Below are 22,604 nucleotides of genomic sequence, written 5' to 3'. Positions count from 1 at the left end.
AAGGCTTTCTGGCTTTTGCCTTCTTAAGAAAATAACTACCATCCCCAAGAACCAGGGCTACCTTTAAAAGGTCCAACAATATCACTTGTAATCCAACCGCCGTAAAAATTCCCTGGTTGAGGCTGTACTTTCTCTCCATTAACGTAACAAGCATCCATAAGATGCGCGTAAAAAGCTACATAGTCTTTGATTGATGCAAAACTAGGTGTAGGGTTGGGATAGAACCATGCAGCACTCTGAGCTTCTTTATCACCAACACGAACTGTATAATAACCTGCATTTCCCTTCCACTCACAAAAGCTGGATTGAGATAACGGCAATAAATATTCCATCTTAATGTCTGTAGGTGGGATGTAATACACAGGAGGGTGACTTGTTTCTAAAACGCGTTTGGCACCGCGAGTATCTACTATAGTGAGATCATTAAAAACAATCTGAATGTGTTTGTCTGTGTCCTCAAGGCGAGGTGGACGTGGATAATCCCATACTGATTCTTGTCCGGGGCTGGGTTCAATACGTTGAGGTCTAGGCATTTTTGATGCTTGGCTTTGGGAGACTAGTGGTTTATCGCATTAATTCTGATGAGTCAACCACTCAGACCTACTCTACAAAATTAATGCAATGCATGACTAGTATCATTCTAACGGTAGAGAAAGCAAAGGAAAATTTTCTCTCTCACAGATACGCCTTCTAGCTCACACGGTTATTAGTTTTAACAAGCAAGATAGATAGTAATCACTATACAAGCTTCATATAGAGGTTAACAAAAAGTATGCCCATAAATGCTGATGAAGTTCTCGAACGTTATGCTTCTGGAGAACGCAATTTTCATGGAGTTGACTTAAGTGGAGTAGATTTGAGTGGAAAAAGTTTACAAGGCATTCAATTGCGAAAAGCTAATTTGAGTGGGGTTGACTTAAGCGAGACAGACTTAAGTCGAGCCGATTTGAGCCAAACTGACTTAAATCATGCCAAAATGCAAGGTATTTATTTGAATGGCGCTATCTTGTGTGAAGCTAACCTGATTGAAGCAGATTTGAGTGCTGCCGTTCTAGATGGAGCAATGCTGGAGGGAGCAATCTTAGACAGGGCAATACTCACTCAAGCAAGCCTCAGTCACGCGGACTTAAGTCGATCTTCTTTGGCAGATGCAGATTTAAGTGGAGCAAATTTGAGTGAAGCAATTTTGGATGGAGCCGTTTTAGATGGGGCGATCTTGAATGACGCAAATCTCAACCAAGCGGACTTAGTCGTAGCAGAGTTACACCAAGCTTCTTTAAATGAAGCAACTCTGAAGGAAGCTAACTTAAGTGGTGCGGAGCTCGATGAGGCAGATTTATCTGGTGCAGAGCTTGTTGTAGCAAATCTGACTCATGCTTCTTTAAGTGAAGCAGACCTTCATGACGCTAACCTCAGTGGCGCTAATCTGGAGAAGGCTAATTTGGATAAAACAGTATTAAACGCAGAGGAAAATGACTAGTGGAGTGCGGCGGAAATAACCATACCACTAGTATTGAGACAAAAGCCTCATTCACAAGCGTTATACTAGTCGCGAAAAAATTCTATCTTGTGATACCGGAAATCACAAGATAGATATTTGTCAAGTTTTTTGTACTTGTTGTGCTAAGGTATAAAATTGACTTCCAGCATAATTTGCTGACGCTTACAGGCATAAAGCGTGAAGGTTATGATGGCTATAAAGCGATCGCTTTGTGAGCCTTTTAGGTTAAAACTGAGCATCACTGCGTGTCATGTAGAACCTATGGAAAAGAAACCGTCTAAATTTACTGAGCTTTCCCTAACAAAACATCAAGACTATACTGAAATCGAAACAATTGTTGCCACTCGCTTCAATCGACAATATCAAAATGAAGCTTCAGAACTCCCAGAAGAAGTCAAATCTATGCCGATTTATCAAGAATGGGTAACGGGAATTTTGAATGCAAAAATTGCTTCTCCTTTTTGGGAAATACAGCTTCCTCGCAAGAATCAGCGCTGTTTGGATATTGGTTGTGGTGTTAGCTTTTTAATTTATCCTTGGCGGGAGTGGGAAGCTCTTTTTTCCGGTCAAGAAATCAGCACGGTAGCACGAGATGTTTTGAATAGTCGCGGTCCTCAACTCAATTCCAAGCTATTTAAAGGTGTTGCTTTAGGAAGTGCTCGTCAATTGCAATACGATAACGCTCAATTTGACCTTGCGATCGCAACAGGTTGGAGTTGCTACTATCCCCTTGATTACTGGTTGGGCGTAATGGAGGAAGTTAAGAGAGTCTTGAAAGGGGGAGGATATTTTGTTTTTGATGTTCTCAATCCGGAAAAACCGTTAGCTTTGGATTGGGCTGTTCTAGAAACATATTTAGGTGCAGAGGTTTTTCTAGAATCAATGGAAGCTTGGAAAGGTGCGATCTCATCTGTCGGTGCTAAGGTCGATAAACAGTTGGAAGGGGAGTTGTTTGACTTATACAAAGTGCATTTTCCATAGCACTTACAAGCAGCAGTCAATCATATTACTTTTTGAAAGTTTTTAGGTTACCGGAAGACTGCTTCCATCCGGTCAGTATTTGTGCTGTGCAAGCGCATAGCACTTTTTTACAATAGCAAATTCAAGTCTGCACTCTTATATCTTCTGGATCGATTCCCCAATTTACCCAGCGAATGGCTTCCCGTGCTGATATTAGATTAGGTGGTACGCGTAATACGTGAATAAAGCTTGTACTCGGACAAGTCATCTTTAGTAAACAGATTGGCTCGATATCTACAGGATGATTTATCTGTAGTAAAGTGTATTGTTGATAGACATCTAACTCTGTCGCTTGCAATTCTAAGAGCAGGCGAGAGTAGCCGATACCTTGAATTAAAGCTCGTCGTAATTCAGCGTTCTTTTCTTCTAAAAGCCATTGAGCTTGCCATTCGTTTGGATGTATTTTGCCATATTTCTCTGGTAATGTTACGCCATGATAGGAATAAAGACTATATCCATCACTAAATTGAATGGCTGGTTCGCCTTCAGCATGAAGCCGTTGTTGTTGGTCGAAGGAGAGTTTGGTAGGGCGATCGCAAATTCCACACAGTCCTTCACTATGAAAAATCCAGCCACAATTTTGAGCTAACCTCTGACATACTGACCATTGATTTTGTGAAGGAGAAATATTTAAGACAGAATAACAAAAGTCAATAACACTTAAGTTATTAGCTAAATCTACAGGTGTAGTCCAGTTAAATTGCACACAAAAGTCGTCTCTTATATCTATATCCCAACACAGCTTGAAATCCATTTCCCTCCATAGATTTTGTAACTGTTGAGCAATCTCAGTGTATAGTTTACTTTCTACTTCATCTTCAAGCTGGTTTGTAACCTCTCTCAATAGAGCATCTGAATCTTCCAAATAGAATTTCTCAGATATGGCATACCAATTCCAAGGTTTTTTCCAAGCTTCGTTAGGACTATTATAAAAAATAATCTCAGGTGCCGATAGACCGATTAAAGCATAAGCTTCTTGTACTGCTGCTGCTGCTTTTTCTCGATCGATCCTTTCAGTTGAAAGTAAAATACTTCTCCACTTTTCCCGATAAACAGGAATCAAAGCTTCTTGCTCCGGAGTCAGTTTTTCAATTTTGTTTGGTGACATAACTCACTGGGCGCAAATAGCGATCGCTGGTTTGCAGTTGCGATGCATCCGTTCGCTGCTATGCGTTTTTTTATTGTTATTATCCGAACAAACGTTCAACAGTACAACTAAATCCTGGCAAAAGAGGACTGGTTAAATTATCGTCTTTATACATGGTTGCAGCAAGTTTCAAAATAGCATTTTCTCTACAGTAAATCTCCACCTTTTGCCTTTCGCGGTCAAATATCCAATATTCATGCACTCCTTGAACTGAGTACAGTTTTAACTTTAACTCACGGTCTCGCTTTTCCTGTTTTTCTCCAGGAGATAATACCTCAATGACCAATTCTGGCGCACCTGTCAAATATCCTGCTTCATCTAATAATTCTGTCAATCGTTCATGACTTACCCAAACCACATCAGGAATTACGTTGTCAGCATCGGTAAAAATGATACCTGGTGCAAAGGCAACTTTTCCCAATCCTGTCTGAGTTGACCAAATTTCTAATTGTGTACCTATTTTTACACATACCTCTTGATGTTTCCAGTGAGGCGCTCTAGTCACAAATAATTCTCCATCAATAATTTCATAACGTTTTCCGTCATCTGGAAATAGCTCTAGATCGGCAATTGTCCACCGTATTTTTTCAGTCGTTGTGCTTCTCATGCGCTCGTACCTCGATCTCTATGCCTTCAAATAGCTGTTTTAGAACTTCGTTGACGATAAGGATATGAAGCTTTCCGTCTTTGTCAACCAAATACTCTAAATCTGCTTGAAACACAGCTATGTGCTCGTGTTTAATTTTTTCCTCAGCATTTATGCAGTGTTCATGCTCATAATTTAAGTATACAGTAATGGTCTCTGATATGATAGAGATTGTTCTTGAATAAATAAGGCTTTAAGCTTCTCGAAGAATTCTCATAGATTCAACTTCTTAAAATTTTTTTAACAAATAATTAAGATTTTGAGAATCCGACTTGCTATCGACTTATTTCTGGTAGCTACTACACTAGAGAGTCGCCCCTATAGGAGGGTGTTGCAACTTAATACGGGAGTATCCCAATTTGGAAAAAACACGTTTGCGATTGAAATCGCACCGCAGGTGCTACAACGGGGGTAACCCAGAGCAGTTTGCGGCTTGGGGGTTTCCCCCAAGCCCTTACGGGTTCGCCAGTCCCCTCGTGCCGTAAACCTGCTTTCAGGGCTGGACTCACCGCAACTTCTCTGGGCACGGCGCTGCTCTGGGCAACGCACTGCCTCGACTATACAGGCTAAGTCCACGCAGGTGGACTTTGTTTACGTAGCCCCAGAATTCTATTCTGAGGGCAATTGGCGCTCTTCGGGATGCTCCCCTCAATACTGCAAAGGCTCTCGAATTTTTGTACGTTGGACAAACCCAACAAATACCTGTAAATGTTGGGTTTCGTTAGTACTTTGTTTGTGGGAAGTATCCTTAACGAACCTGTTTTAAACTTTCCACCTCATTAGTGAACATATCAGTTAACAAACTCATAACTGTGCGTTCTTCACGTACTTTGACATTAGCAGTCACAGACATACCCGATTGCAAGGAAATAGTCCTACCTTTAACATCTAAATTTTGTTTTGCCAAACGAATTTTAATGGGAAAACGATAGTATTGATGTGTTTCATCGGGAGGTAATGCATCTGAACCAACCCAAACCAATTCTCCCTTAATATCGCCAAACTCGTTGTATGGGAAGGAATCAAGCCTAACATCAACTTTCATCCCTTCTTTGACAAAACCAATATCTTTGTTAGTAATAAATGCCTCTGCTACAAAGCTATCATTTGGTACAATTGTCAGTAACTTTTGAGTTGTATTAGCTACAAAACCTGGATTTTTTGCTTGTAAGTCAAAAACAACTCCCGATACGGGCGCACGTAATTCTTGATATTTTATATTGGTTTGCGCTTGGAGAATTTTACTATTAATTTCAGCCAATTGCTTCTCATTGTCGAGCAACACTCTTGATAATTGACTATCAATTTCTGCAATCCGCTTTTTGTTTTCTGCTATCTTTTCTAAAACTGTTTTGCTAGAAACAGCAACTGTATTTCTTGTCTCTTGTTGCCCCTGAGCAATTTCATATTGCAGTCGTTGCTGTTCTTGAACAAGTTGTGCTATTTCTGCTTGTGAGTTTTGGACTTTTCTTTCTTGTTGGAGATATTGTAGCTGTGCGATCGCACCTTCTTCTGCCAAAATCTTGATCCTACTGTAAATTTGCTGTTCGATAGCCAAATTCCCTTTAGCATCTGCCAATTGAACTTGATTTTGAGCCAATTTTCTCCGGCTTTGCTCAACCTTCAATAACGCCGCAGATGCACGAGATTCTAATTCCCTTTTAGCAATATTTAAACGTTGCTGTTCTTCCGTTGTCATCCCCGCAACGCCACCCGTATTTTTAAACTCTTGTCGTAACAGTTCGTTTTCTGCTATTAAATTTGCCCGATTTTTCAATAGAAACGCTGTTTCTTTAGGCAAATTCCCTCGCAAAAATTCCATTTCTGCTGCCACACCAGAACCCATTTCTATTAAGCGGCGGTAAATCTGGTTTTCTTGAGTTAACGCCGCTCGAATTTTCTTTAATGAATTTAACTCACCATTGGAAGTCAAAGCATCAAACTGTAGTAGCAAATCCCCAGGATTAACTTTTTGTCCGTTTTTCACATAAACTGCCTTGACAACACCACTAACGGGGGCTTGAATTTCTTTGACAGTTCCTTCTGGTTTTAATTGACCTGTTGCAGGTACAACTTGCTCAATTTTAGCAACGCAAGCCCAACCAATTCCAAAGGCAGCTAATGTCATCAACGTTACCATAATGGTACGCGACCAAAATGGTGATTGGCGCAAGACAACTGATTGGTCAAATTCTTCAGTAATGTATCTTTTAGCATCTGTCTCAAATGCTTTCGAGCCTTGGCGGTCAGCTGTCTTTACCCGATTTCGAGAGTTAGTTCCATTCTTTGAGTGACCGTTACGGCTATTGCCATTTAAATGATTTTCATTGAGTTGAGTCATAGTGATTTTAAATTTGTTAGTGGTTAGTGGTTAGTGGTTAGTGGTTAGTAGAACAAATCACTACTAACTACTCACTACTAACCAATTAGAGTTTTACGTCTTGCTGATTGTAAAGGTAGAAATAATGACCCCGTGCAGCCATTAACTCTTCATGGGTACCCATTTCGATGACTTTGGCGCTATCCATTACAATAATAATGTCTGCATTCCTGACTGTGTTCAAACGGTGTGTAATAAAGAACACGGTACTTCCTTCAAATTCTTCTGCCAGATTGAGACAGACTTGACGTTCTGTGGGGTAATCTAGCGCACTTGTTGCTTCGTCAAGAACGAGTAATTTTGGTCTTTGTAAAACAGAACGTGCAATAGCAATCCTCTGTCTCTGTCCCCCGGATAGTCCTGCGCCTCTCTCTCCCACTCGCGTGTTGTAGCCGTTCGGTAAGTTCATAATAAAGTCGTGGGCGGCGGCGACTCTTGCTGCTTCAATGATTTCTTCGGTTGTGGCTTCAGGATTGGTTAGGGCAATATTTTCTTGCACCGTACCATCAAATAACAGTGTTTCTTGCGGCACAACACCGACTTGTCTCCGCAGGGAGTACAACTCCACTTTAGAAATATCGTAGCCATCAACTAAGATTCTGCCTGCTTCGGGTTCGTAGAGTCGCAGAAGTAACTTCATCATCGTACTTTTTCCCGAACCGCTCTGTCCTACAATGCCAACAAATTTCCCGGCTGGTATATCGAGATTGACGTTGCTAAGTTGCAATGGACCGTTGCTGGCAAACCGGAAGGACACATTGTCATATTTGACAGACCCTACTATCTGTGGTAAAGGAATGTTGTCGCGGTCTTCTTCTGCTTCTTGTGGTGTATCTACAATATCGCTCAAGCGTTCCAGTGACAAGGCTGTTTCTTGGAAGTTTTGCCACAGTTGTGCCAAACGCAATATAGGGCTGGTTACGTAACCTGAGATAATTCGGAAGGCAATCAATTCCCCTAGGGTTAATTCTCCTTGCAAAACTAAATAAGAGCCCACCCACAACACGAGTAAGCTGCTAAGTTTGTTGAGGAAATTACTTGTAGAACTTGCCAGGGTAGAGGTCACCACGGTTTTAAATCCGGCTGCTACGTATCGCGCATAGCGTTCTTGCCAGGAAAAACGAGCGCGTAACTCAATGTTTTGCGCTTTCACCGTTTGAATTCCTGACATAACCTCCACTAAATAAGATTGCGTATCGGAATTTCGTTCTGCTTTGGTACGGAGTTGTTTGCTGACTGTGGGTGATGCTATGAGTGTAATGATGACAAACACCGGGATTGTTCCCAAGCCAACTAATGTAAGTTGCCAGCTGTAGAACAACATTACGATGACATAAACTACTGAGAACAAAGCATCTAACCCTACTGTTAATGCTGTTCCTGTTAGGAATTGTCGAATATTCTCTAACTCGTTAATCCGGGTGGAAAGTTCCCCAACAGGTCGGCGTTCAAAATACCGTAAGGGCAAACGCAGCATGTGGTCGATAATTTCTGAGCCCAAACCCATGTCAATGCGGTTGGTTGTATCAACAAACAGGTAAGTCCGCAGTGTCCCAAGTACGGCTTCAAACAAACCGACAACTAACAGCAAAGCACCTAAAACGTGTAAGGTACTCATGCTATTTTGAGCGATGACTTTATCGATGATTAACTGAATAACCAATGGGTTTGCTAGCGCTGCTAGTTGTACGAAAAAGGACGCTAGGAACACTTCTATCAGGACTCGGCGGTAGCGTGACAGGTAGGGGGTAAACCAACTAATGCCAAACCGTTGTTGGGGTGTTGCTGTGGTACGCGAGAGTAATAATACTCTCACTTGTGGCGGGTAACTGCTTTCCTCTGTTTCCAATCGCTCGATCAGTTCGGCTGGTGTAAGGCGTACAATTCCTTTGGAGGGGACACCCAGAACTGCTGTGCGATCGCTAATTTCATACAAAATCGCATAGCTATCGTCATAACGAATCATTGTTGGTGTTGGAAGGCGCGTTACGGAAGCTGTGGGGACATCGACAAGTTGCGCCCTCAATCCAATCAGTTCTGAGAGATAAGCACACAGCTGAAATGAAATTGTCCCCCCACGTTTCATTTGGTCGGAAAGAACCCGGCGAACCACTTCTTTACGAAATGGCATTTCCAAATGTTTCGAGACCATTTGGAAACAGGCAATAGTAGAATTTAATTGTCCCTTCCCACCATAAAACTGGTATTTTTTATTACCTTTGGCTGCAGTCTGTGGAGTTGGGGGTTGTGATGGTGGTAAATCTTCGTTAGCTGCGTAGGGAATATCTAGCTCAGTATCGACATTTAGGCTGGAGATTGGTTCCGCTTGTGGTGTTGGTTCTTCATCTAAGAAAAACAAATCTTCCGCTTCCAAACCAATCAACCGCACGGGGTTGTTTCCCTGCACCTCGAGTCTGTCTAACCTATCACTGGGTTCCAATCGATTTGTTGGAAGAAAATCTTGAACAAGCCCACCGCCACTGACAAACCAAATTTTTTCGCTTTCTAACTGATTCAATGAATTTCTTCCTGGTGGAAGATAATGCACTTTTGCACGACTGTAAGCGTTGAGTGCTAGTTCTTTGAGACTTAACCCACCATGGGCTTGGACTTCTGGTTGAGCACCTATAACATCAAATATCTCGATAAGATGAGATTTTTCCTGACGCCTCTGGGCAAAACCTGGGTAATTTGCAAGTAACTTTAAATACTCTGCTACTTCTATTGTTAAGCAAATAACTTCATTGGATGCGATCGCTGTTTCGCAGGCAATATTGCGGAACAAACTGATTTCTCCTAGAATTATTCCCGGTTCTAGCAATTTCAGGGTGTTTGGCATTTGCGTGCGGGGGTCATACGCCAACAGCCTTGCTTTCCCTTCATAAAGAATGGCGATGCGATCCGGTATTTTCTCTTTCCCGACTATTTTCTGACCTATACGATAGCGTAAAGCTTGGACTTTTTGTGCGATCGCGGTTATGACCTCTTGTGGTAATTGGTCAAACCCTTCTATCTTTGTAAGAAATTCTAGAAATGCAGTGTTCTTTATATAAGTCATACTGATAGAGATTGTCAGTTAAGGTTACGTATTTGATTTTCTTTTTGTTGACTGTGACTTTTTTTTCGTTCTGTCGCCATCCCCCATTGACAAACGCCTTTCAATTGAATAGAACGAAAAGACTGTGAAAGGAGTAGAGAAAACACGTACTGTATAAATTAACACATTTTAATGAATTCTTCTTCCATAAACATTGTAGTCAATTACGGGATCTGAAACACAACACTGAGACACTTAATACTTATTTAACAAAAGAAATTTATTTTAACTGTGTATTAGTAATAACATTTTTAACCAGGAAGCCTTCAGAATTTGTGAAGTTTGTATGCAGAATTAAGCAAGAAAAGCAGGCTTTTCGTAAAAAACTTATCATATAGGTGTTGTTAGGAAAGTAGGAAAACGACACTTCATCCTATTTAGGAAATAAAAAAATAGTGTGATTTTTAAATTTTCTTAATAATTAAAGGTAAAATAATATAAAATTGAATCGTTCTGTAAGTTCACTTATAATTTACTCAGCCAGAATCGATTGGAACTTAAGTTTAGCTCTAGAGTCGTTTACACTTAAATAAGTAAAAGCACTGAATTTTTCACATAGGTGAATGAAGATAGCCCTCACCCTGACCCTCTCTCAAAGGCTAACGTGTACGCACAACTTGAATTTACCCCTCTGAATCACCCTGATGGATTGGAAGGGACTCGTGGTCTGGTTGGCTCTCTTGTAGCACTGGCTTCTCTGCATCTGTTACCGTTAATTGACACTCCCCACCCTACTTCGTGTAGACGGATGGGGTATTACGGCGTTTTGATAAAAAAATGAATTTTGTTAATGTTTTTTAAAAATTTAACATTCTATCTTGTTAATAATTCTTAAAAAGATCGGTAGAGATACTGATTTGTTGTCAATTTGAATACAGTTAGACTTGATATTGCCTAATGTATATCAGTTTGTGCTTTTAAAGTACACAAAATCCTCTCTAATCTCTCCCTTATTGTAATTGAGAGTTAGAGAGGAATTTCTTTGAGAAAACTTAGTTTTCACATGACAAGCAATCTTGCATTTTATCCTGTAGAGACGGAGTATGCTGCGTCTCTACATATTGTTGGAGTTTTCAAGAATTAAGCGGTTTTCAAATTCACCTTAACAACGATATCATTAAAGTCATTGTCACCACCACCTGGTAAATCTTCAAAACCAAAGCAGTTGCTGCCCAACAAGCGAATATGGTCTGTTTTATTTGGGTTAGCGCCTAAGAAAGGTAAGTACACAGCAGGATCGTTCTTAATGTCACTATCTAAAAGCATTTCTGCTGTACCATCAGCAATAATCATTGGCGCAAAGACAGAACCTTTTTGGAAAACGCCTGAGAAAGTTGCAGAACTTTGATTTTCTACTGATAGGTTAATTCCAGACACACGAGCATTCATTGCTGCTTTGATATAACCTTCATCACCAGGCATCAGGTCTGCCTTACCATCACCATTGATATCGATACCACCTTTTGCATCAGCCATCTGGTAGAAGCAGACAAAGTTCTTAAATGCTGCTTCTCTATGAATGGTAAACTCTGCTTTAACTTCCGTTTTTGCTTCTCGTAAATCAATGACTTCTCCACCTGATGTACCTTGCAAACCAGTTCCTAAAGGCATTTCTTCATTTGAGGCTTTAATCTTGATTTTCAACTTTTGGAAGTCAGCACCGCCACCCTCAAGTAACTCATCCCAATCTAGAGCAAACTCTCCATTTCCCAAGTCTGTGGTCTTTTGCGTTTTCGTATCAGCAAAGAGGACATTTTTAAAGGAAATCTTACCAGACATGACACCATCAAGGGTACCGTCTTTAATCATGAAGAATTTGAGCTTTGCACCAGCGCTAAATTCTAAAAGACGCGTCAGATCTGAACTAAACCCTTTAGGAGCATTGGCAATAGACGAGAAAATTACTTGTGCTCTTGATAATGCAGCTTGGGCGTAACCTTCTGTATCAGGAGCAATACCGTCAATTGTGCCTTTGTCATCATCAACAACGCATACTCCCAATTCATTTACCAGTTTGGATTTGTGTCCGTCAAGCTTAATATGGAGTTTGAGTTTGCCACCTTCAGAAGCATCACCTAAAAGGAAAAGATTGTTAGGTACTATCTTTAAACTCAGTTTGACGTTAACAGAACCACCAGTACTGCCAGAATCTGTACCATCACTCGCGTCTTTGACGGTAATTCCAGCTGTGTCAGTCGTAGTACTGAAAGCAGTTGCGTTCGTACTGCTTGTTATGTCAATATTGCTACCATTGGTGCCACTAGTTCGATCCCAAGCACGGAAGGTTAAAAGGTCGCTAATTTTTCCGGTAGTCTCGGCGTTGGGTTGAAAATAGATACGGGTATTGGTATCTGCGGCTAAGAGTAGAGCGTTAGAATCCGATACAGAACTCAAAGATGTCCACTTGCTACCGTTGTCGATGCTGTAGAACCAGCTGCCTTTGGTTGTATCAAGTTTAGTAATCGCAATACCTGTGAGTGCATCAGTGTCTGCATCTTTAACATTGCCTTCCAGTTTCACTAAAGAAGAAATTAAGGTACCAACTGCGCCTGTTGGTGCGCTTGCACCTTTGATAACAGCACTGAGAGTGACGTCAGTGTCACTGAGAACAGGTGCATCGTTAACGGGCTTAACATCAATTGTTGCCTTATACGCTACAGCGCTGTATTCCAAACCATCACTAACTTTAAACTTGAAGCTTGCGTAATTAGTACCACTAGCGTCTGCAATGGACTTAAATTTCAGCTTGGAGATATCAGCAAATGCGATCTTTTGGTCAACGGTAATAGCTTCGCCATCATTTTGGATACCATCTTCATTGGTATCTTTGAACAACTGACCGACTAGTGGCAGTTCCGTAATTTGTACTTCTTTTAAACTACTGCCGTCACTACCATCATCGCTATCAGTGAAGCCAAAGTCATCCATAACAAAGGCATAGACGGTGTCTTCATCAACGCTAATAGTTTTGTCAGCAGCAGTAGGAGGAGTATTGTTCAGCACAATTTCCAGCCCTGTAGAACCTCCAGCAATGTAAGCTTGGTTGTTTACGACAAACACACCTTTAGCCATACCAGTGGTTTGGTAAGTCCCAACAGATATGGGAGTCTCAGGAGCTGTCACATCAAGGACTTGCACGCCCATATTACCATCGGCAATGTAAGCTAAATTGCCTACAATGCTGACACCAAAGACATTATAAGAAGTATCAAAACTGCCTTTTAAAGTTGGCTTGGTCGCATCGCTGATATCAACAATTTGCATTCCCGAAAAGCCAGCAGCAATGTAAGCGTAGTTCCCTTCTATCTTGACTTCATAAGCTGTGCTTGAGGTATTGTAACTGCCTTTAAGAACGGGGCTATCGGGGTTGGTGATGTCGATAATTTGTAGGGTTGATGTGAATAAGCCTGACTCAGAAAGAACGTAAGCATAATTACCTTTTACAGTTACGTTTCTAATAGAGCCATTTGTCGGCTTGTATTGACCTTTAACAACGAGCTGGGTTGGGTCACTGATATCAAAAATTTTCAGACCGGAAATACCGCCAGCAACGAAAATATAGTTGTCTTTAATGGCTATATCTTCTGCCGTGTTACAAGAAGTCGAATCATTAAGTTTGGTAACGGGGTTTGCAGGATCGGTGAGATCGACAACTTGAAAACCCGAACTGAAGCTAGCAACATAGGCGTATTTTTCTTTAATAGCTACGCCTTTGACTTCACTATTATCTGAAAATTTGTATTTTCCTTTAAAGGTAGGTTTTTTAGAATCGGTAATGTCAATAATTTGTAAGCCCAATTCACTATCAACTGTATAGGCATAACTTCCTTCTACCGTAACTTTAGAAGTCATGCTAGAAGTAGTTGTGCTACTATAGCTACCTAGAGAAAACAAAGCCAGTACAGCAGGATATGCAGCCATTGCTTCTGCTGTAAATGCTAGTGGTGAATTAACAACACTACCTACATTAACTTTCAAATTCCAATTGCCACCTAAAGCAGCGTTTCCGGTAGGACGGGCTGTTGCTGCAATACTTGCTCCAGTAAGTTTGTGAAGTTTGGTAATAAATTCTTCTCCTACATCACCGGCTGCTACATTACAGCCATAAAGAAGCAGATTTGGGAGATGGGATGATGGCAAAAACCAATTCTGTAGTTCGTTAGAATACTTTGTTAAACTATGAAGGCTCAGTTCGCTATTTCCTAAATATAAGGTTCCAGGAGATCCGTGGGAGACAATATGAACGCTTTCGATTAGACTGTATTGGGATAATATTTGGGAAATTTGCTCGATTCCATCGCGATTCGGGTCAAGAATAACAGCTGTAATACCTGGTACTAGTCCTTCTAATAAAATCTTGTACTTATCTACAGCACTATCAATAAAGAGAATATTTTTCATTGTTATCTTTCCTGGAAACCACAATACAAGGTTATGTATTTAAGTTGCCCAAGAAATTTTAAAAACTATCAGATAAAAAGTTTTTTTCTAAAATAAAATCGTAAATTTTAAAACAAAAATAAAAAATCTCTCATACATATTGAACAAAATTTCAATATGTATGAGAGCCTTCGCATTCATATATATTCTCTTTTAAAAAATAATTTTTAAAGGAAAATAAATTCCTTTAAGTTACATAATTGCTCCTACTAAATCGAAGGAGATCGGTAGGCACGAGGGTTATAAAATAACTAGCAAGCGATCGCTGTAAAACTTACTTTGCACTTGCCTAATTTGCTCAGACGGCAACTCCTTGAGTAAGTTCCCTACCTGTATAAAATAATTCAATTTTTTCAAAGCACATAACGTGTCTCGGAAGGACAGACCAGGAGTCGATCTACTACTAACCCCAGATCTACGGTGGTGTACAGATCTCTAGAAAAGAGATGAAACATCGTGAAAAGGGAGAATTGGAGCTCAGTTCCCCCCTTGTTAAGGGGGGTTAGGGGGGATCGAAACCTCAAGAATGCACTTTAGAAGACTTGTGTACACCACCGCATATCCTGGGGTATGCACTTTGGTGGGGTAAGCGTTCCAACTGACACTACAAGCCGCGTAGCAATAAGAAAGCACTTAGTCTGAGAAACCCATACACTAAGTGCTTAAGAATACTTGAAAACTCATTGATGCGATCGCCCAGAGATCTTTACAGCCTGTAAGGGTCGGTAGGGCGCTGTCTGACTTGATAATCTGTTAACGATCCTGGAAGAACTACAGTTCTCCCACCTCTTCTCAAGGTAGGGATTTGTCCTTTTTGCACAGCCACATACAAAGCGCTCTGACTCATGCCTAAACGTCTTGCTGCTTCTGCCAGTGAAACACCGTGCTTTTGCATATTCTGTTGCTTTCCTTGCAATCCTAATTAGATTGCGATCTAATTAGAGTATAGCAAATAATGAAGAAAAATTAAAAGAATTATCATTTCGTAGAAAAAACGATCGAAACTTTATCAATAATAAAGAAAATATTAAATTTAACAAAAAATAACTAATTCGATGAGAATCTAAATAGAAGCTTAAATTTTTCGTTCAAACGGGGTCAGCTCATATAAAGACCCTGAATATAAAACAAATTCGCACCTCCATGGCTTTTCGCTGTGGAGGTGTAAATTATAAGTTGGGTTGAGGTCAAGAAAACCACCCCTTAAAAAAGAGGTGGGAGTGTCAGGAAATGTTTGACTCGATCGCAGATTGGGTGCTCAATCAAGCAATATCTCCGAGAGGTGTAACCTCAAGTGGACTAGCAATGGTGCTGTTAGAATCGAACAAGTAGTCAGGGCTGGGATTGCGAGGATCGTAGCTAGTTGTATCTACGACTAAAGGAGTTGGGAATGAATAGGCGATATTTTCCCAAGGGACTAACTTAAAATTAGTATTGACATTCTCAAACTCTCCATCATCCTCAACTAATCGTGCAGGTAAATTATTACCATCTTGGGTAATAAACACACCATAGGGAAAGTTAGGTCCTAAAGGTACATTCAGAACATCTGCACCATCCGACTCTTGCACGCTGTCGATGGGTCCATTATTACCAACAGCAAAGCGTCCTAAAAAGTCATTGTTACCCTCACGAGTATAGGCAACAAAAGTGCTATCACCTTGACTCGATGTTAACAAGTAACCAGTACCTTGGTTGCCGTAGTAGATAGTTAATCCTTCAACATCATCTTCTAGATATTTCCCACCCAAATCTTTAACTTTGTCAATTAACACACCTGTTGTACCACCGTTAGGTTCTGCTTGGTACTTCCAGATACCTACATCTTCCTGACCAATATAAAGATAGCCAAGTTCTTGGTCTGCTACCATACCTTCAAGTTGCGGATCGCGTCCTGCCGTTGTGGGTACGGTAAAATTCCGCACTAACTCAGTGCCAATCTTACCATTACCTTTATCGACCAGCTTTAACTGTGTAACATCTCCAGTTTCTCTACGATTGGCGAAGACATAGTAATCGTTTGTTACCGGGCTGCGGTACAAAGCAACTCCGTAAGCACTTCGTTGTGATGGGGAGTAAGGAGGTTCATACGGTAATGATTGAAACAAACTACCAAGACCGTTATCAGTAATGTCTTCTAGGTATTGACCTGAAGCATTGGGATGGGCATTAATTTTGAAAATTGCCAGCTTGTCGTTATTCCTGTCTGTCGCTACGGCAATATCAACAGGCTGACCGCCTAAGTTAAAGCCATATTGCAGGTCAATATTATTGTAGCGAATATTGCCAGGGTTCACTTCCTCCAACAAATTACCTGACAAGTCATAAACTCGCAAACCTGCATTTTTAACCACTGTCAGTACCAGACTTTGTTCTGGATTAGTGGAATTGAGGTAAATTGCCGGGTCATCTGCATCAGCCCGTTGGTCGCGTGGTAATTTGGGGTCATCAAATAGGTCGGGACGGGTTTCAACTGTGGGTGCTGCGGTGGGAACTAAGTCTGCACCTAAAGCAATGATTTGGGTAAATTGCGTTTGGCTGAAGTTGTTGTCACTTACTAACACGATGGACTGACGACCATCCGCTAATTTCGGTCCAAAGGAGATCCCCTCAATATTATCCGTACCTGTGGGTAGCTTTAGTGAGTTGAGATCCAACAAAAGGCGTTTTTCAACGGGTTGAATGACTGTTAACTCTTCGGGACTTAAAGTGTTGAGAGAATCGTAGTACTTGATGTCAGTTGCGCCTTGCAAGCTGACTTCGTAGATTTTGATTGTGTTACCAACACCTTCAGAAAAAGAACGTTCCAAGGAAAGTAAAGTACCTCGGTTATCAATTGCTAACAAATCGACCAAACCATTGTCAGCAAACCCCGTCGCCGGGTTTGGAGGTGTAGCAATTGGATCGGTGATATAGAGGTATTCTTTTTCTGGTTGACCGGAAACCAAGTTGTATTGAAGAATCCGAGAACGGCTTCCTCCATTGAGACTGGCAATGGGACCATCCTGAAACAAGGAGGCTTCAGTTGCTGTATACAGGAATTTTTGGTCGGGTGCGATCGCTAAACTTTCAAATGCCAAATTATTGCGAATACCAGATACCTGAGTATCTCCTGTATCCACAATCCCGTTACCGTTGGTATCTTGCACAACGGGTAGGAACTTTGTTGGAACAGGTAAAGAGCGTATTTGCTGTCCTGTGGTTAGGGAGAATTCATTGATAAAGGGATTGGTGACACGACCTGCATTGATATTTGCCTCTCCTTCTGAGGAAATAAAAACTGTCCCTTTGTTGGTGAGTGCAATTCCTTCTGGATCTAAGCTATTGAGCGCGAACTCTTGACCGTTGGCGTCTTTTAGGGTGATAGCATTGGTGAAGGTTACACTTTCCAGAGACCCTGTTTTTTGAGAAAATTCGGCTTCTAAGGTGTAGAATCGGGCAGGCGCGAATTGAGAGCGATCGTCAGAGACAGCATAAAAGACATCATTTGCAGCATCATAGGTGATACCAGACAGTCCGCCCAGTGCAGTTATTCCAGCCGCACCATCAGGAATAAAGCCAGTAGGAAATACTGTTTGTCCCAAAAAGTCCGCATCGGGAACAGTTCTCCCTGCTTCTGTTGGTGGAACTTGCAAGTCTGCCCAAATCAATTTATGGTCAGAACTGGGATATCCACCAGGTAAAGTTGGATCGAATGTGCCTACCAATCGGAACAGGGGGTCTGTATTGAGAGGCCAAAAAACAGATGAATTGCTAATTTGCAAGTCAGCAGATGGCAGTACGTAGTCTACTCGTAAGTTTCCTGGGGCTGTATCAGCAAAGTCTGCAGTGTCAAAAGCAGGATTCCCTCGATGAGTCAGATTTGCCCCACCTTGTAAAATTGCTTGTTGAGCACCACCAAGGCTTGAAGGAATAAAATTCGTATTGATACCGGGATTGAGTAACAGTTGTCGGATAGCGTTGTTATAGCTGTCACCATCAAAGGGGTCTGCATTTTGGTCACCCATAATCACAAAGCGCGACCCAGCAACAAGACCGCCTTTATTCCCTGCATCATCATATATATAGTCGCCTTTTCCAGGTGTAATATAATCTGCCCAGAAGCGAATTTCGTCATAGTTGCGCTTACCGTTGCGGTCTTCAAGTCCGTCAAATGTAGGCGGTGTGGGATGGCTAACCAAAGCATGGATAGTCTCGCCATTCACTAAGATAGGAACATCCCAATGACTCTTAGAAGAAAGACGCAAGACCTCTTGTTCTTCTGGTGAATACCAAGACGTATTGGAATCGGGAAGCGCAATTGTAGGCAACAAAGATCCTGGCAGATCTTTCCATAAAAAAGTTTGGAAAGTCCGCAGATTTTCGGTATCAATAGGATATTTTGATAGCAGCAACATCCCATACTGACCGGGAAACTCACCAAACCCGAAAGCATCATCACCATATCCCCGCGTACCGGGATCTGTAACGACTGTACCATCGTTGTTTAAGTCAAATCCAGATGAGATACCAGTATTGGAAGGTGCGATGTAAGCGTAACGGTACTCAGTCGGATCTGCACCGTTTTGACTGACGGAAAGGTAATTTTTTTGAAAAAGTTCTACCGCTTTATATGGGTCTGGCTCGTAATAGTCAAACTCGTTAATCAGCAGTACATCTGGGTTAGTACGTTGAATAATTTCTGCAACGGATTTTGCTTGTGTATTTTCAGGGGTAGATAAATCCTGAATTAACTGACCCTCTGCACCACGGTTTAAAGAAGCATTGAATTGAGAAAAGCGAATCGTGTTGGTAGTCACCATGTTTTAGATTTTGGATTTTAGATTTTGGATTTAATCTCGTTCCTGGGCGAACGCCGAGCGCCAGTCACTGGTCATATAAGGTGTCAATTGGCTGCGAAATTATTTGCACGCTCGTTATTTGTGAGTTGCTAGTAGTTAGTTGTTATTGAAGAAACGGCAAATCACTGTACGGGTTGGCGGTCTTGCGCCCCTACTAACCGGCAACTACTAACTACTAACTTTTAAATTAAATTGAGCGACACTGGGGTCGTGGTCGCTATCTTGAGCAACAAACTCAGAATTGATGTGAACGACATCATAACCCTTTAATTTCTTAAAGAGATTTTGGCTAACTAAGATGTGGTCTAAAACTTGAGCATTGCCTTGAAAATTATAAGTGTATCGTTCGTTTGCGCTTATTGTTTCTACTAAATTTCTCAACACCGTCTTACCCGAACCACCTGACTTTCCTTTTAAAATATTGAGCGGTTCAGAAAACTCAAAATCATTCAAATCGCCTGCAACCACTATATTAGCCTTGGGATCTACTGCCAAAATCTTGTCTGCAAAGTCATTAATAACTTGTGCTTGTTGGCGGCGTTGGGTTTCTGTCGTTAAAACAGGAGGCTGATTTGGACCATACAGGGGTTGGTCTCCACCTTTAGAATTCCAGTGATTGGCAATAACAAACAGTTTTTGACCTTGAAAGATAAACTCGCCTACCAAAGATTTGCGGCTGTCATTGAAAGCGGGGTTAGTTGGATCGATTCTTCCGGGACTGACAGAAAGTTCTGGTTGACCGTTAATGTTGTTAACTGTCGTGTTAGTAGTCGATCCACCTCCAGCACGATCTACAAATTGTACTCGATTGGGGTTAAACAAAAAACCAACTCGAATATTACCACCCGGTTGACCTCCATCCTCTCTTTCTACTGGATTGATTTGGCGATAATCGTATACAGGACCACCTGAAACTGCGATCGCATTAATTAATTCTTCATAAGTCCGATCTGCCTCTACCACTCCATCATTGATTTCTGCTCCGGTGTTATCTTGAATTTCCTCTAGAGAAATAATGTCAGGAGAACGCAAGTTGTTAACAATGCGATCGGCAAGTGCGGTAAATTTACCACTCCCTAAATCATCATCAACATTACTTTGTTGCTGTGCGTTAACTTTGTCGAGAGCTTCTATTTTGGTATCAAGGTTCTCAACATTAAAAGTTGCAATAGTTAGATTGTTGCCTTGTGGGGTAAGATTTGTTGTTTCTTTAGTTAAAGAACTCGGAGCGTTAACAGTTATGGAAAATGGCAAAACTTCATAGGTATTGAAATTATAATCAACTATACCTGTTATTGTGCCTAACGTTGCACCGACATTCACCTCGGGAGACTTACCAGATATAGCAGGGGCGTCATCTATTTGAATGCGTTCGGGATTGAAATCTTTAGATGAAATGAGACTTCCACCGCGAATCGTGCGTCCCGTTGCATTAGAACCGTTGTCTGGAAGTACCCAAATTTCTCCAAATTCGTTAGTAGGGCTAATTGCTACGGGATTGTTAATTTGAACTAACATACCCTCGAGACTTTCATAAAAGTCTATTCCTTCTGATGCTGGTTCAAAATCACCCTCTGTTTCTACATTACCGCGATCGCCTGCTGTAAAATCATCGCTAATTGCAGTATTGGGTGGAATGCGACCTTCCACACCAATAATAGTGGGGTTAATCTTTCCTAAAGAATCGATAACTCGAACAGCACCACCCGTTCCGTTGGCAGAAATTTGAGTTGTTGTCAAATTACTAGTATTGTTTCCCGGTCGAAATTCACCTACCCTTCCCGTAACCGCTACCGATTGACCAATATTGGGATTGGGAATACTGGAATTGCCCAAGAAAACAAAAATCCCTTCCGATGTTGCATCGTCGTTATCCTGGTTTGGATCTTGTATATAGAAACCGCGACCGGAACCCGAACCAAGTACTAATGTAACTATTCCAGGGACATCTGTTACTGTTTCATCAACTAATTTAGAAGTATGACTTGCACCTTGAATATCGTGGATGCGTACAGTATCAGAGGCTTGTGCAATCGCATTTTCTAATCCATAGATAATGTTATTTGAATTAACAAGATCGCTAGAAAAAGGAACAATGTTTATCAGAGAAGTAAACATTAGAACCATCAACCAATGTAGCCAGCTTGACAAAGAAGAAATAAGCATAATTGATTTGTATTCCGCACCATTAAGTTATACTAGTTAGTTTAAGAATTCACTAGGAATAGGTTAAGACATAACTTAACTCTAGTAATAACAATTCTTCGCGAAGATAAAAAATGAATAGTACTAAGCTAATAAATATTCGTAATAAAGTTGTGAGAGATATTTTTAAGATCGTGCGTGGTGAAAGTGATGTAAAACCATAGCACGACCTTTTTGACTTCGCGCTCGCGATCGAGTTATTATTGCGCTGTGTTAATTTACCGTTCGGGGTTTAACTGTTTGAAGAAACTACTTCTTCGATGTCTTTTGATTGTTTGACTAGCCGTCTTCCCCAAGGTTTAACTATTGAAATTGCAACGATCGCTAACAAGCAAGCAGTTTGAATAGCACCGCCAATGATGACACCCTGTTGGTGAAATCTGTACAGTGGGTTGTGTAAAGCCTGTAGTCGTTCTGTTTCGGAAATAGCTGTCATGGTATTTAACCAGGGACCCAGCCAGATTGTTCCCGTGGTAATTAAGGTCACAGTCGCTACCCATTTCACAATAACCCAATAGTGTTTCGTAAATCCCCAAATAGTCAGCCAACAAAGCAATCCACCCGTGATGAGTGACAGATTAGCAGTTGGAATAATTACCCAATCATCCATAAACTTTAATACTGAGTTGATACCATAAAGCTCGTCTCCATTTGGTATGTTTTTTTTCGTAATGGCGACTACCACAATACAAAGTGCTGTCCCCAACCAAATCCCTCCAGAGGCTACATGGAAAGATACTAACCAGTTCTTAGGTTTGACACTCAACTTTTTCATCTAGTTCTCCTTTTGCGATCGGGTTATTCTTTAATGACAGTTCGTATTTGATTAGCTACCTGATAATTAGTTGCCTAATTATAAGATAACACAATGGGAAATCACGTCTACTTCGGCTTGTCAATTTAATATTGGGTATTGCGATCGTTTTCGGTGGTTGCTAGCTTAGACTGTGTAATTATCTCTGATTGTTCTGTGTCAGCAAGAATGAAAGTACGGGATATGCCTTTTTTAACATACTGTCTTACTGTTTACTTGAGAAATTGATTCAACGCTTCATTACCACCCAAACTATTACAAAAAATCACTAACCGAGTAGAGTATTGCATCCACATTCGTGCGCTCCCGAAGCACAAGCTGTACCCAGCTTATCACTCCCACTCACTCTCTCAACAGTACGGGCTTACTGCCATTCTTATATAAAAGTAACAGATAATCTTCAAAAATGATTATTGTCTCAGTAATTTTCCGGAATCATCCATTTTGCTGGGGAAGTAATTAATTGATTGATACAACAAAAATTCATTTCGATAACCTAAAAAATAACTTACA

General features: G+C 41.0%; 12 protein-coding genes. 2 read left to right on the top strand and 10 right to left on the bottom strand.

All coding sequences use genetic code 11. The features are described 5' to 3' along the window. Positions 1–35 precede the first annotated feature (35 nt). Positions 36–533: a DUF427 domain-containing protein gene (locus tag HC643_RS29255; protein WP_038078906.1), complete on the bottom strand. Its 498-nt coding sequence runs from the start codon at positions 531–533 to the stop codon at positions 36–38. A 239-nt stretch (positions 534–772) separates the two neighbouring features. Here HC643_RS29255 and HC643_RS29250 point away from each other — a divergent pair, with 239 nt between their 5' ends. Further along, entirely contained in the window at positions 773–1,480 is a 708-nt protein-coding gene (locus tag HC643_RS29250) for a pentapeptide repeat-containing protein (protein WP_038078904.1), read from the top strand. A gap of 282 nt (positions 1,481–1,762) precedes the next feature. Further along, positions 1,763–2,482: a class I SAM-dependent methyltransferase gene (locus tag HC643_RS29245; protein WP_038078902.1), complete on the top strand. Its 720-nt coding sequence runs from the start codon at positions 1,763–1,765 to the stop codon at positions 2,480–2,482. Between the two features lie 121 nt (positions 2,483–2,603). Here the strand turns inward: HC643_RS29245 and HC643_RS29240 are convergent, their stop codons facing one another. The 9 genes from HC643_RS29240 to HC643_RS29200 all read right to left on the bottom strand — a co-directional run bounded on the left by HC643_RS29240 (position 2,604) and on the right by HC643_RS29200 (position 22,052). Continuing rightward, complete coding sequence (locus tag HC643_RS29240; protein ID WP_038078899.1) at positions 2,604–3,629, bottom strand: DUF6745 domain-containing protein; 1,026 nt, start codon at positions 3,627–3,629, stop codon at positions 2,604–2,606. Positions 3,630–3,708: 79 nt separating this feature from the next. Beyond that, complete coding sequence (locus tag HC643_RS29235; RefSeq protein ID WP_038078898.1) at positions 3,709–4,275, bottom strand: Uma2 family endonuclease; 567 nt, start codon at positions 4,273–4,275, stop codon at positions 3,709–3,711. 787 nt (positions 4,276–5,062) lie between these two features. Further along, positions 5,063–6,655, bottom strand: a complete 1,593-nt coding sequence (locus tag HC643_RS29230; RefSeq protein ID WP_038078896.1) for a beta-barrel domain-containing protein — start codon at positions 6,653–6,655, stop codon at positions 5,063–5,065. Between the two features lie 85 nt (positions 6,656–6,740). After that, the gene (locus HC643_RS29225; RefSeq protein WP_038078894.1) at positions 6,741–9,752 is read right to left on the bottom strand and encodes a peptidase domain-containing ABC transporter; all 3,012 of its coding nucleotides are present in this window, start codon (positions 9,750–9,752) and stop codon (positions 6,741–6,743) included. Positions 9,753–10,871: 1,119 nt separating this feature from the next. Further along, positions 10,872–14,192 (bottom strand): DUF4347 domain-containing protein, encoded by a 3,321-nt coding sequence (locus HC643_RS29220; protein WP_050046741.1) that lies wholly within the window; start codon positions 14,190–14,192, stop codon positions 10,872–10,874. Positions 14,193–14,937: 745 nt separating this feature from the next. After that, positions 14,938–15,126: a helix-turn-helix domain-containing protein gene (locus HC643_RS29215; protein WP_050046743.1), complete on the bottom strand. Its 189-nt coding sequence runs from the start codon at positions 15,124–15,126 to the stop codon at positions 14,938–14,940. A 367-nt stretch (positions 15,127–15,493) separates the two neighbouring features. Next, the gene (locus HC643_RS29210) at positions 15,494–19,033 is read right to left on the bottom strand and encodes a phytase (protein WP_050046744.1); all 3,540 of its coding nucleotides are present in this window, start codon (positions 19,031–19,033) and stop codon (positions 15,494–15,496) included. Between the two features lie 207 nt (positions 19,034–19,240). Further along, positions 19,241–21,238, bottom strand: a complete 1,998-nt coding sequence (locus tag HC643_RS29205; RefSeq protein ID WP_050046745.1) for an endonuclease/exonuclease/phosphatase family protein — start codon at positions 21,236–21,238, stop codon at positions 19,241–19,243. A 271-nt stretch (positions 21,239–21,509) separates the two neighbouring features. After that, positions 21,510–22,052 (bottom strand): hypothetical protein, encoded by a 543-nt coding sequence (locus HC643_RS29200; protein ID WP_038078892.1) that lies wholly within the window; start codon positions 22,050–22,052, stop codon positions 21,510–21,512. Between the last annotated feature and the right edge of the window lie 552 nt (positions 22,053–22,604).

Source organism: Tolypothrix bouteillei VB521301 (genome assembly GCF_000760695.4).
In the GTDB taxonomy this organism is placed as follows: Bacteria; Cyanobacteriota; Cyanobacteriia; order Cyanobacteriales; family Nostocaceae; genus Scytonema; species Scytonema bouteillei_A.
This window is presented reverse-complemented; position numbering and strand designations above follow the sequence as displayed.